This window comes from Pseudomonas sp. R84, from assembly GCF_009834515.1.
Taxonomy (GTDB): Bacteria; Pseudomonadota; Gammaproteobacteria; order Pseudomonadales; family Pseudomonadaceae; genus Aquipseudomonas.
Genome location: NZ_CP019426.1, coordinates 3,055,618 through 3,068,065, shown reverse-complemented (window position 1 = coordinate 3,068,065; position 12,448 = coordinate 3,055,618). Strand labels below are relative to the sequence as shown.

Here is a 12,448-nt window from a genome sequence, read left to right as displayed (position 1 = left end):
GCCGGAGCGTCCATGAATAACAGCCGATTCGCAAGAACCGCTGGCTGGCTGGCAGTGCCGTGCCTGGTCGCGGCAGGCCTGCTGGCCTGGTATGTCACCCGCGAGCCTGTCTCGCGCCTGGAAAACCATCAGATCGCCGTGGCCGACATTGACCCGGCGCTGGTCGCCCGTGGCGAATACGTCGCCAGGCTCAGCGATTGCGTGGCCTGTCACAGCGTGCCAGGGGGCGCGCCATTCGCTGGCGGCCTGGAAATGGCCACGCCGCTGGGCTCGATCCATGCGACCAATATCACCCCGGACACGGAAACCGGCATTGGCCACTACAGCCTGGCGGACTTCGACCGAGCGGTGCGCCACGGCGTGGCACCCGACAGTCGCCGTTTGTACCCGGCGATGCCCTACCCGTCCTACGCCAAGCTCAGTGACGATGATGTGCGTGCGTTGTATGCGTTCTTCATGAAAGGCGTGGCGCCGGTCAAACAGGCGAACATCCCGAGTGCGATTCCGTTCCCGCTGAACCTGCGCTGGCCGATTGCACTGTGGAACGGTGTGTTTGTCGACGCCGAACCGTATGCGGCCAAACCGTCGCAGGATGAACAGTGGAACCGTGGTGCTTACCTTGTTCAGGGTGCCGGGCACTGCGGCAGTTGCCATACGCCGCGTGGCTTGGCGTTCAACGAGAAGGCACTGGATGAATCCGGTAAACCGTACCTCGCTGGCGCCCTGCTGGATGGCTGGTACGCGCCGAGCCTGCGTGATGACCACAACACTGGTCTGGGCCGCTGGAGCGAGCCGGAGATCGTGCAGTTCCTCAAGACCGGTCGCAACCAACACGCGGTGGTCTACGGCTCGATGACCGAAGCGTTCAACAACTCCACGCAGTTCATGAGCGATGACGATCTGAGCGCGATTGCGCACTATCTGAAGTCACTTCCCGGGGATCGCGAACGCGATGGCGCACCTTGGCAGTATCAAGCGGTGTCGGCAGCGCAACGTCTGGATTCGCCCGGTGCGCATACCTACGTGGCGCGCTGCGCTTCGTGCCATGGCCTGGACGGCAAGGGGCAACCTGAATGGATGCCGCCGCTGGCCGGCGCCACCTCGGCACTGGCCAAGGAAAGCGCCTCGGCGATCAACATCACCCTGAATGGTTCGCAGCGTGTCGTAGCCGCCGGTGTACCGGACGCCTATCGCATGCCGGCCTTCCGTGAGCAGTTGTCGGATCAGCAGATCGCCGAAGTGCTGACCTTCATGCGCAGCACCTGGGGCAATCAGGCCAGTGCTGTCGATGCGCAGACGGTGAGCAAACTGCGTGAACATACTGATCCGGCCAGCAGCAGCCCGATCATTCTGCAGATGCGCTAAGAGGAGACACTGATGGAAAGCATCGACTTGCTGGTCCTGCGCACGGCGCGGGACTGGCTTGCCGCCGGCGAACGTGTGTTGCTCGCCACGGTGGCGCGCACCTGGGGTTCGTCACCACGGCCGACCGGGTCGATGATGGCTTTGCGTGACGACGGACGCGTGGTGGGCAGCGTGTCCGGCGGCTGCATCGAGGATGACCTGATCCATCGCTACACCACGGCCCATGGCGGCAGCGCTTTTAGTGACAGCGTACCGCAAGTCGTTCGATATGGCGTCAGCGCCGATGAAGCGCATCGCTTCGGCTTGCCGTGCGGTGGCACGCTGGAACTGATACTTGAGTTCAACCCGGGGTGGCAGTCTCTTGATGAACTGCTGACGCAACTGGACGCCGGGCAACTGGTTCGTCGCCGCCTCGCGCTGGCGACTGGTCAGGTCATGCTCGAACCGACCGCGACGCCGGAACAATTCAGCTTCGATGGCGCGCAGATGCTCAACACCTTGGGACCGGGCTATCGGATGCTGATGATCGGGGCCGGCGCGCTGGCCGAGTATCTGGCGACCATGGCCTTGTTCAACGGTTTCAAAGTGGCGGTGTGCGATCCGCGTCCCGAGTACATCGAGACGTGGGCAGTAGACGGCGTGGAGCGCATCGTCGGTATGCCGGATGACGTGGTCCGCGACTTCGCGGTCGATCTGCGCACCTGCATCGTTGCCTTGAGTCATGACCCGAAACTCGACGATCTGGCCCTGCTCGAAGCGCTGCACAGCCCGGCGTTCTACATCGGCGCCATCGGCTCGCGGCGCAACAGCCAGCTGCGCCGCGAACGCCTGATCGAGCATTTTGGCGAGACCGAGGCGTCACTTCAGCGTCTGCACGGACCGATCGGCGTCTACATCGGCAGCAAGACGCCTGCAGAAATCGCCGTCAGCGTGATGGCCGAGATTCTTGCAGCCAAGAACGGTGCGAACTTGCCGAGTGAACTCGGCATCGCCCTGGCTAAACATGCCATCGACGCGGTGGCGATTGATTGAGCGAACGCGCCGACTCAAGTCGAGCCTTGAATCAATCAGTGATCCGCCACTCACGACAGTCCATCGAACCAGCCCAGCACGCGCATGACCTTGGTGTAGGTTTTTTGATTGGCGAGGAGTGTCAACAGCACCAAAGCGCCGCCCAACACCGTGAAAAGCACGCCGCCGGTGCCATCGATGAACAGCAGAAACACGCCCAAGGTCGCGAATGCCGCCCCCAGCGCGCCCATCACCTGTCGGCTCTGCTTCTGCTCGGGATACTTGCCAAACATCGTCCTGATCTCATTCAGTCGTTGGTATCGATCACTCTAGAACAGGTGCACACGGCTCCTGATCGTTTTTGCGTCACGGAGGCGCACATCCGTCGCAGTAAAGCGTTTGCAGATGTGCTGCAATAGGCGTCGAAAAAGTCGCATGACGGGTTAACTGGCCTGATCCGTTAACCGTCACCAAAGGAGCCCTGAATGCCGAAAAAACCGCCGGTCAATAAAGAGGCCGCCACCGCAGCAGACATCGAACGCTCTATTCAGGCCTTGAACAAAATGGCCGAGCGTCTGTGGGGGGATGGGCGTGAAGCCGAGGCCAAAGCGCTGCTCGATGCGCTTGATGCCTTGAACCGCGCACTCGACAGAATCCGTATCGGAGAGAGCCGCCGCGTTGTCACCCTGCATTGAATTGCGTATTGATCATCAGCCCTGCCAGCGTGGCAGGGCCCGATCTGCGCCTTAGGGTTTGAGTATCAGCACCGGCTCACCCTTCTTGACGATGTACGTCGCCAGCTCTGAGCCTTTGTCTTTTCCGACATTGCGGGCGATATGCGCTACGCCCTCAGGGATGAACAGCGAATCCCCGGCCTTCAATGTGACCGGCGCCCTGCCCTCCAGTTGATATTCGAACGTGCCGCTGATCACATAGGCGACTTCCACACCCGGATGGGCGTGTCGGGGCGAGGTCACGCCCGGCTCGAAATCAACCCGTGCCTGAATCACTTCGCGCTCGGCCGCGCCGAGATCCTCGCGGACCAGATCGGTGCGGCTCAGCCCATGCTGCCAGCTCTTGGGTTGAGCGTCAGCCGCGTATGCGAAGCCGATCATCGAAGCGAAGATTGCTGCGGTAGCCAGAAACAGTGGACGGTGCATGGCGGTGCCTCTCAAAGGTCATGTTGAGGTGACCTCTACTGTGGGCGCGGCATGTAGAAGGGATGTGTCGCAAATCCTCGTTTTGTTGTTCAGGTGTGTCCTTGCACGGGATTGATACACGCTTATACAAATGCCTCGCTGGAGGAGCATTGCGCCAACAGCCATGTCCTGAACGCCACGATCTTGCGGGTATCGGCGGTTTCATGGGGCGTCACCAGGTAGAACCCCAAGTCGTCCTTCAATCGCAGATTAAACGGGGCGACCAGCCGGCCCGCACGCAGATCATCGTCGACATACGTCGAACGCCCGATGCACACCCCCTGCCCGTCCACCGCCGCTTGCACGGCCATCATTGCCAGATCGAAGGTCAGGCGCGGACGCTCGGCGAATTGCGCAGGCTCACCGGCGGCGCTCAGCCAGTTGTTCCAGTCGCCGGCGGTCATGCCGCTGACTTGCAGCAACGCGTGCTCAAGCAAATCGGCCGGTGTGCTCAGGCTTTTCGACGCGCCGAGCAACGCCGGACTGCACACCGGAAAAATCTCATCGGACATCAGGAAATCGGCGCGCAGCCCTTTCCAGTCGCCACGCCCGTAACGAATCGCGGCATCGATGCCGCCCCGGCGAAAATCCATCAATTCAGTGGACGCGCTAATGCGCACATCGATCGCAGGAAACACCTGCTGAAATGCCGGCAATCGCGGCAACAACCATTTGGAGGCGACCGACACCAAAGTATTGATGGTCAACACACTGTGATAGTGCGACTCCAGTAACGCCTGCGTCGAAAAGCGCAACTCGTGGAAGGCCGCACGAATGCCGGGTAAGTAAGTCTGGCCGTGCTCAGTCAGCGTCAGCCCATCCTTCAGCCGCAGAAACAGACTCACGCCCAATTCTTCTTCCAGACGACGGATCTGATGGCTGATGGCGGTTTGCGTGACGTTCAGTTCTTCGGCAGCCTTGGTGAAACTCATGTGCCGAGCGGCACACTCAAACGCTTTCAAGCCATTGAGCGAAGGGAGTCTGGCGACCATGACGAGTTCGGTACTCATGAGATTTTGTCATACGCTAACACTGCAAATGACCTTTGCGAAGGCCTGCCCCGCCGATGGATGCTGACACTTCCTCATTCACTGGAAGTGCCATGAAACTGTATTTTGCCCCCATGACCTGCTCGCTGGCGCCACACATTGTGTTGCGCGAAACGGGCCTGCCTTTCGAGCTGATTCGCGTCAACAACCAGAGCAAGCGCACGGCCGATGGACAAGACTTTCGCGACATCAACCCCAAGGGCTACGTCGCTGCATTGCTCCTGGATAACGGCGAAGTGCTGACAGAAGGCCCGGCGATTTTGCAGTTCCTCGCCGACCAGATCCCCGAAAGCGCACTGGCGCCGACACCCGGCAGTTGGGAACGGACACGCTTGCAGGAATACCTGAACTTCATCAGCACGGAAATTCACGGTGGCTGTGCGCCGCTGTTTGATGCACAGATTCCACAGGCTGCCAAAGCGATTTTTACGCAAAAACTGTTCAAACGCCTGGACTACCTGAACCGCAGGCTGGCGGATCAGGACTATTTACTGGGCACGTTCGGTGTCGCCGATGCCTACCTGTTCAGCGTGCTGACGTGGCTGCCCAGCTTCAGTATCGACCTGCAGGACTGGCCAGCGCTGGCCGCTCACTCCCGCCGTATCGCCGCCCGCCCCAGCGTCCTTGCGGCCATGGCGGCTGAAGCGGCGACGCCGCCTGTTTGATCGCCCTCTACGCTTTCACTGCGGTGGCGGCTGATCATTTGTCCGTTGGCCGTGAATCTGTAAACTGGCGCGATTTACTCGCTCAAACAAGGGATCCGCATGGCTAACCAAGACATCACTTTTACCCCCGATCCGGACGCAGACTCGATTTCCTCGGACGTCACCACGTTCAACGGGATCATGATGTCCACGCAGATCCCGACCCGCGCCGATGGCAGCCTGGAACTGGGCGATATCACCCTGCAAAGCGAGTGCACCCTGCAAGCACTGAAGGTTGCGCTGGAACGTGCCGGCAGTTCGATGGACCGGGTGATGCACCTGACTATTTACCTGACCGACATGGCTGATCGCGCGGCATTCAACGAGGTTTACAAGCGCTACTTCGCCAAGCCATGGCCGGTGCGTGCGGCGGTGGGTGTGGCGTCGCTGGCGGTTGAAGGCATGCGTGTGGAAGTGACTGCGATGGCCGCCAAGGCCTGACCCACCACCCCAGCCCCTGTAGGAGCTGTCGAGTGAAACGAGGCTGCGATCTTTTGATCTGAGCTTCAAGATCAAAGATCGCAGCGTGCCGCAGTTCCTACTGGTCCGGAGTGGAAGATCAAAGTCGCCTGTGCCATCGGGCAGCACGGGCGTGCCGGGCGCGCGTTTCACGGGTAGAATGCGCGCCTAACCGTGACAGCCTGACTAAAAAAACTATGTCCTTGCCCAAGCATCATCTGGAATTGCTCAGCCCTGCCCGCGATGTCGCTATCGCCCGTGAGGCGATCCTCCACGGCGCTGATGCCGTGTACATCGGCGGCCCAAGCTTCGGCGCGCGCCACAACGCCTGCAACGAAGTTGGTGAAATCGCCGAACTGGTGGAATTTGCCCGCAAGTATCACGCGCGCATTTTCACCACCATCAACACCATCCTGCACGACAACGAACTGGAGCCGGCGCGCAAGCTGATCCATCAGTTGTACGACGCCGGGGTCGACGCGCTGATCGTTCAGGATCTGGGCGTGATGGAGCTGGACATTCCGCCGATCGAGCTGCACGCCTCGACGCAGACCGACATCCGCACCCTGGAGCGAGCGAAGTTCCTCGATCAGGCCGGTTTCTCGCAGCTTGTTCTGGCCCGTGAGCTGAACCTGCAGGAAATCCGCGCGATCGCCGATGAAACCGACGCCGCCATCGAGTTCTTCATCCATGGCGCGTTGTGCGTGGCCTTCTCCGGCCAGTGCAACATTTCCCACGCGCAAACCGGGCGCAGCGCCAACCGTGGCGATTGCTCGCAGGCCTGCCGCTTGCCGTACACCCTCAAAGATGAAAAGGGTGGCGTGATCGCCTACGAAAAACACCTGCTGTCGATGAAAGACAACAACCAGAGCGCCAACATCCGCGCCTTGGTTGAAGCCGGTGTGCGTTCGTTCAAAATCGAAGGTCGCTACAAGGACATGGGCTATGTGAAGAACATCACCGCCTACTACCGTCAGCGCCTCGACGACGTACTCGAAGATCGCCCGGACCTGGCCCGCGCCTCCAGCGGCCGCACCGCGCACTTCTTCCTGCCCGATCCGGAAAAGACCTTCCACCGTGGCAGCACCGACTACTTCGTCACCGATCGCAAGATCGACATCGGCGCTTTCGACTCGCCGACCTTCACCGGCCTGCCAGTCGGCACCGTCGAGAAAGTCGGCAAACGCGACATGCAGGTCATCACCCACGAGCCGCTATCCAACGGCGACGGCTTGAACGTGTTGGTCAAGCGCGAAGTGGTCGGTTTCCGCGCCAACATCGCCGAAGCCAAAGGCGAGTTCGAAGAAGACGGCGAGAAGCGCTACCGCTATCGCGTCGAGCCGAACGAAATGCCCGAAGGCCTGTACAAGCTGCGCCCGAACCACCCGTTGAATCGCAACCTCGACCACAACTGGCAACAGGCGCTGCAAAAGACCTCGTCCGAGCGTCGCGTGGCCCTGAGCTGGGTCGCACGCCTGCGTGAAGAGCAACTGGAAGTCACCGCCACCAGCGAAGAAGGCATCAGCGCCAGCGTTACCCTCAACGGCCCGTTCGGTGTGGCCAACAAGCCTGAGCAAGCGCTGGAACAGTTGCGCGACCTGCTCGGCCAACTCGGCACCACGCAGTACCACGCCACCGACATCAAACTGGATGCGCCACAGGCGTTCTTCATCCCTAACTCGCAGCTCAAAGCCCTGCGCCGTGAAGTGATCGAGAACCTGACCACCGCCCGTGTCGCTGCGCACCCGCGTGGAGGCCGTAAGGCTGAAACCAGTCCGCCGCCGGTGTACCCGGATTCGCACCTGACCTTCCTCGCCAACGTCTACAACCAGAAGGCGCGCGACTTCTACCACCGTCACGGCGTGAAGCTGATCGACGCCGCGTATGAAGCCCACGAAGAGCCGGGCGAAGTGCCGGTGATGATCACCAAGCACTGCCTGCGTTTCTCCTTCAACCTGTGCCCGAAACAGGCCAAAGGCGTGACCGGCGTGCGCACCAAGGTTGCACCAATGCAGTTGATCCACGGCGATGAAGTGCTGACGCTGAAGTTCGATTGCAAGCCGTGCGAAATGCACATCATCGGCAAGATGAAGGGCCACATCCTCAACCTGCCGCAACCGGGCAGCGTGGTCGGCCACATCAGCCCCGAAGACCTGATGAAAACCATTCCGCGCGCACCGCACTGAGTGGACGGCGTGCGCGGTGCTTCGGCGCCGCGCACGCCTGCTGTACCAAGCCTGGCCAAATCGCAGGCATAAAAAAACGCCAACTTCTTGCGAAGTTGGCGTTTTTTCGAATATGGCAGGGGCGGCTGGATTCGAACCAACGCATGGCAGGATCAAAACCTGCTGCCTTACCGCTTGGCGACGCCCCTACTGCTCTTTCCAGCTACTCCGTTAGTTTCGCTGTGAGAACGGGGCGCAATTTACCAAGGTTTTTTTGCTTTGGGAAGCGCGAAGTGAAATATTTTTTGTTTTAAAACAGCGACTTATTATTTTGGCCTGAATCCAGTCAATGTTCGGTGGATTTATCGCTGTGTATCACACTGTGTACGAACCCCACTGCGACACATCGACTTTCGATAAAGCCGTTCTTCGACACAGGTCAGATACGTCTCCGCGCTCAAATGCACTCAAGGTTTCAAGGGTTCATTCAGGCCCCTTGGCCAAAGGCTCGCAAAGGAGACGTCACCATGAAGATGGCACTGCACACCCGCAAAACCGCGTTCGGCTTGTCGATTCTGGCTTTGTCGTTGCTCGGCGCTTTTGGCAGCGCTCAGGCGCAAACCACTGAACCTGCGGGCGTCAGCTATTCCGCGCCCTCGCCTTTCGGCCCGCTCAAGCATGTGAAGGCCGGCGTGCTCGACGTCGCCTACGCCGAAACCGGCCCTGCGAATGGCCCAGTGGTGATCCTGCTGCACGGCTGGCCCTACGACATTCACAGCTACGACGAAGTCGCGCCGTTCCTCGCGGCCAAGGGTTATCGGGTGTTGATGCCGTATGCGCGCGGTTATGGCGATACGCAGTTCCTTTCCAAAGACACCCTGCGCAATGGCCAACCGGCGGCGCTGGCCAGTGACGTCATCGACTTCATGGACGCGCTGAAGATCAAGCAAGCGGTGCTCGGTGGTTATGACTGGGGCGCGCGTTCGGCGGACATCGTCTCGGCGCTGTGGCCGGAACGGGTGAAGGCGCTGGTGTCGGTGAGCGGTTATTTGATCGGCAATCAGGCCGCCGGGCAAAACCCGCTGCCGCCCAAGGCTGAGTTGCAGTGGTGGTACCAGTTCTACTTTGCGACTGACCGTGGCCGTGCCGGGTATGAGAAGAACACGCATGATTTCGCCAAGCTGATCTGGCAAACCGCTTCGCCGCAGTGGAAGTTTGATGACGCCACGTTCGATCGCAGCGCCAAGGCGCTGGAGAACCCCGATCATGTCGACATCACCGTGTTCAACTACCGCTGGCGGCTGGGCCTGGTGCAGGGCGAAGCGAAATACGCCGCACTGGAACAGAAGCTCGCTACCGCGCCGTCGATCAGCGTGCCGACCATCACCCTTGAAGGCGATGCCAACGGTGCACCGCACCCGGCGCCAGAGGATTACGCCAAACGTTTTACCGGCAAATATCAGTTCCGTTTGATCAATGGCGGGATTGGCCACAACCTGCCGCAGGAAGATCCGCAGGCGTTCGCCAAAGCCGTGATCGACGCCGATCACCTGTAGAAACAAAAAAGCAGTCAGCCGCAATGGCTGACTGCTTGATTACTTGAGGATGGGATTAAGGGATGGTCACATTTTGCAGATTCTTTGCCTGAACTGGCGTCATCGCGAGCAGGCTCACTCCTACATTTGAAATGCGTTCCCCTGTAGGAGTGAGCCTGCTCGCGATCACGCCCGACCAAACACCCTCAATCCCGACTAACGTGCGCGATCACTCAGTTGGCACAACCAGATCCAACGCTCTGTTCACCGCCAATTCCCCCAACATGACCACTTGCGCAATGCCCAGCAGCGTATGACGATCTGCGCCCTCCAGCATTCCGGCAAAATTACCGAGCATGACCGACGCGGACGCCAACGACCCGCAAGCATTGGTCAGCAACGACTCGGTGTCTGCTTGCGGGTTGGCCATGAACAGAGCGTTGGGCGTATAGGGTTCGGCCATGATCGCGGCAGGCAACAGGTAATGGTCGAGCGCACGCTCTGCCGCTTCGTGCAGCTTTCTTGAATTGGGCGACGCGTACGGCGATACCAGATCTGTGACCGGTGGTTCGGGTGGCTGAGACATCAGCTGAAACTCCAGACAAGAACCGTTGGCGGCTCTTTAATAGAAGGCCTGAAGCGCCCCGATTGCGGACGCTTCTGTGCAATGAGGGAGCGAGCCCCCTCACCCATCTGCATCGTGACTAGTGCGGCAATCGCTGGTTATCCAGGACTCGTCCGACTACCAACTCACTGAGCATGATCACCTGTTGCAGGATCAGCATCTTTTTGCGCTGTGAAGGATCAATCGAATCGGCGAGTTCACGGGCCATGTCAGTGGCGGAGGACAATGTTTCAGTGGCTTCGACGAGCAGGGTTTCGTTATCTACTGTGGGGTCGATGAGGTAGATCTTGCCGGTCTTGCGGGTGGGTATTGAGGTCTTCAGCGCGGAGGGATTGAGGTAGAAGTTGATCGCGCGGTCGGTGGCCTCTTTGATGTTTTGAGGTTCGAGCGCGGCGTCGTAGGGGATTGGATCGGTTTCTGGCGGGTTTGGCGTAATTTTGAACATAGATGACACTCGCTTAGCAAAAAATAAGGAGCCATCACTCACGCTACCAAACGAGGTGGTGACCATTGCGCAGGTTGGTAGACCGGTCTAAGCGAGTAAACCCCGGCGCTCCCGAAGGAGCCCCACGCATGGCCACCATATAAAACCGAGCCCCGAAAAGAGACTGCATATAGCGGCGCATTACGCTTAGAAAACGGGCTACCAAACCCGATCACTGTTTTGCAGTGACAGGGAAACGATACAGCCCGCCTCAAGGCGCGTAAGCCGGCGGATTCTGGCGTACGCGTAGGTAACGGCGCAAGGTGTTGTAGCCGTTATGGCGTAACAGTGCGTGTAAGTTAAACGTGTGTGGGTGCTGGTGTTTAAAAGCCCCTCACCCTAGCCCTCTCCCAGAGGGAGAGGGGACCGACCGTGGTGTTTGGGAGAGGTACGCCGACGTGAGATATCGCGTCGAACTCTGGTGAGGAAGCGGTTGGTGCCGCCTACAAATTCCCTCACTCTGGCCTTCTCCCCGAGGGTGAGGGGACCGACCGGGGTGTTTGGGCGAGATACGCCGACGTGGGATACCGAGGTGAATTTTGGTGAGGAAGCGGTTGGTGCCGCCTACAAATTCCCTCACTCTGGCCTTCTCCCCGAGGGTGAGGGGACTGACCGGGGTGTTTGGGAGAGGTACGCCGACGTGGGATACCGAGGTGAATTTTGGTGAGGAAGCGGTTGGTGCCGCCTGCAAATGCCCTCACCCTAGCCCTCTCCCAAAGGGAGAGGGAACTGACCGGGGTGTTTGGGCGAGGTTCGCCGACGTGGGATATCGAGGTGAATTCAGGTGGGTGACGGCTTGGGTTATTTGACCAGGCGTTTTTCTTTGGAAGGTCTGTAGCCGAAATATGAGCTGTAGCATTTGCTGAAATGACTTGGGGAAACGAAGCCGCACGCGACCAGCACTTCCACTTGTGACAGCTCCGTGTGTTGCAACAACCGCCGTGCTTCAGTGATGCGCAGTTCCAGGTAATAGCGTTGCGGCGTGGTGCCGAGTTGCTCTTTGAACAAGCGCTCCAACTGCCGACGTGAGCGTCCGGCATACACCGCCAGTTGCTCCAGCTCCAGCGGCTCTTCCAGATTTGCATCCATCAGTTTCACCACTTCACGCAGCGGCGCACTGACGCAGATGTTTTCATCCGGTTTGATCCGCCGGTAACGCGACTCCTCGAACGCCAGAATGTCTTCGATGCCCTCGACCAAGGCTTTGCCGTGCAGGCTTTTGATCCAGTCCAGCGCCATGTGGAAAGCCCCGGACGGACTCGATGCCGTGAGGCGGTCGCGATCAATTACGTAGGGTTCACTGCTGACGTGGGTGGTTTTGGCGATTTCGGTGAGTGCCGGGCGGTGCTCCGGGTGGATTGCGCAGCGATAGCCATCGAGCAACCCGGCGCGGCCGAGAAACCACGAGCCATTCCATAACCCGGAGAGCGAGATGCCGCGCTCCGCTGCTGATCTGAGCAAGCCGATAAACTCATCACTCGCGCGCAGTTCGGTGCGATACCCGCCACACACTACCAGCAGATCCAGTTGCTGAAGCGCGGCCGAATCCAGCCGTGCATCGGGGCGGATCACCAGGCCCAGGTCACTGATGACTTCGCCGTCGCCCAAGCCAAACGTGCGCGAGGAAAACAACCCCGGGCGCAGCAAATTAGTGGTGACAACCGTGTCCAGCGCCTGGGTAAACGCCGGCAGTGAAAAATGTTCGAGCAGCAGAAAACCGGTGCGGGTCATGCGCGGGTCTTCCGCGCTTTGCTCATTCAGATAGCGGAGGTTTTTCCCCTTCATGCCTCCGCTGAATTGGCGTCGTTCGATCAAGTTATGGTCCATCGGTCATGTTGTTATGCGCCGATAG

Annotated in this window: 13 protein-coding genes and 1 tRNA gene; 7 read left to right on the top strand and 7 right to left on the bottom strand. The window is 59.7% G+C overall.

Features of this window, described 5'->3' with window-relative positions:
• Positions 1-12: 12 nt before the first annotated feature.
• Both PspR84_RS13630 and PspR84_RS13625 read left to right on the top strand, forming a co-directional pair.
• The gene (locus PspR84_RS13630; protein WP_160057660.1) at positions 13-1,365 is read left to right on the top strand and encodes a cytochrome c; all 1,353 of its coding nucleotides are present in this window, start codon (positions 13-15) and stop codon (positions 1,363-1,365) included.
• 12 nt (positions 1,366-1,377) lie between these two features.
• Complete coding sequence (locus tag PspR84_RS13625) at positions 1,378-2,397, top strand: XdhC family protein (protein ID WP_160057659.1); 1,020 nt, start codon at positions 1,378-1,380, stop codon at positions 2,395-2,397.
• A gap of 50 nt (positions 2,398-2,447) precedes the next feature.
• On the opposite strand, the gene PspR84_RS13620 is transcribed toward PspR84_RS13625, so the two are convergent.
• On the bottom strand, positions 2,448-2,669 hold the full coding sequence (locus PspR84_RS13620; RefSeq protein WP_160057658.1) for a hypothetical protein: 222 nt from the start codon (positions 2,667-2,669) through the stop codon (positions 2,448-2,450).
• Between the two features lie 192 nt (positions 2,670-2,861).
• Between PspR84_RS13620 and PspR84_RS13615 the strand changes: the two genes are divergently transcribed.
• A complete protein-coding gene (locus PspR84_RS13615; protein WP_160057657.1) occupies positions 2,862-3,071 on the top strand; it encodes a hypothetical protein in 210 nt (69 codons plus the stop codon).
• Between the two features lie 51 nt (positions 3,072-3,122).
• On the opposite strand, the gene PspR84_RS13610 is transcribed toward PspR84_RS13615, so the two are convergent.
• Positions 3,123-3,536 (bottom strand): cupin domain-containing protein, encoded by a 414-nt coding sequence (locus PspR84_RS13610; RefSeq protein ID WP_160057656.1) that lies wholly within the window; start codon positions 3,534-3,536, stop codon positions 3,123-3,125.
• Between the two features lie 122 nt (positions 3,537-3,658).
• The gene (locus PspR84_RS13605) at positions 3,659-4,567 is read right to left on the bottom strand and encodes a transcriptional regulator GcvA (protein WP_174244507.1); all 909 of its coding nucleotides are present in this window, start codon (positions 4,565-4,567) and stop codon (positions 3,659-3,661) included.
• A 110-nt stretch (positions 4,568-4,677) separates the two neighbouring features.
• On the opposite strand from PspR84_RS13605, the gene gstA reads away from it, so the two are divergent.
• The 3 genes from gstA to PspR84_RS13590 all read left to right on the top strand — a co-directional run bounded on the left by gstA (position 4,678) and on the right by PspR84_RS13590 (position 7,973).
• Positions 4,678-5,289, top strand: coding sequence for a glutathione transferase GstA (gene gstA, locus PspR84_RS13600; RefSeq protein ID WP_160057654.1), 612 nt, complete (start codon positions 4,678-4,680; stop codon positions 5,287-5,289).
• Between the two features lie 99 nt (positions 5,290-5,388).
• A complete protein-coding gene (locus tag PspR84_RS13595) occupies positions 5,389-5,769 on the top strand; it encodes a RidA family protein (protein WP_007919637.1) in 381 nt (126 codons plus the stop codon).
• 215 nt (positions 5,770-5,984) lie between these two features.
• Positions 5,985-7,973 carry a U32 family peptidase gene (locus tag PspR84_RS13590; RefSeq protein WP_160057653.1) on the top strand — a complete coding sequence of 663 codons (1,989 nt, stop codon included), beginning with the start codon at positions 5,985-5,987 and terminating at the stop codon, positions 7,971-7,973.
• Between the two features lie 113 nt (positions 7,974-8,086).
• Here PspR84_RS13590 and PspR84_RS13585 read toward each other — a convergent pair.
• Positions 8,087-8,161 (bottom strand) — tRNA-Gln (locus PspR84_RS13585).
• A gap of 318 nt (positions 8,162-8,479) precedes the next feature.
• Here PspR84_RS13585 and PspR84_RS13580 point away from each other — a divergent pair.
• Entirely contained in the window at positions 8,480-9,508 is a 1,029-nt protein-coding gene (locus PspR84_RS13580; RefSeq protein ID WP_160057652.1) for an alpha/beta hydrolase, read from the top strand.
• 208 nt (positions 9,509-9,716) lie between these two features.
• On the opposite strand, the gene PspR84_RS13575 is transcribed toward PspR84_RS13580, so the two are convergent.
• The 3 genes from PspR84_RS13575 to PspR84_RS13565 all read right to left on the bottom strand — a co-directional run bounded on the left by PspR84_RS13575 (position 9,717) and on the right by PspR84_RS13565 (position 12,423).
• Positions 9,717-10,073 (bottom strand): DUF6124 family protein, encoded by a 357-nt coding sequence (locus tag PspR84_RS13575; protein ID WP_160057651.1) that lies wholly within the window; start codon positions 10,071-10,073, stop codon positions 9,717-9,719.
• A gap of 118 nt (positions 10,074-10,191) precedes the next feature.
• A complete protein-coding gene (locus tag PspR84_RS13570) occupies positions 10,192-10,557 on the bottom strand; it encodes a hypothetical protein (RefSeq protein WP_007919069.1) in 366 nt (121 codons plus the stop codon).
• Positions 10,558-11,397: 840 nt separating this feature from the next.
• Complete coding sequence (locus PspR84_RS13565) at positions 11,398-12,423, bottom strand: GlxA family transcriptional regulator (RefSeq protein WP_160057650.1); 1,026 nt, start codon at positions 12,421-12,423, stop codon at positions 11,398-11,400.
• Positions 12,424-12,448: the final 25 nt, after the last annotated feature.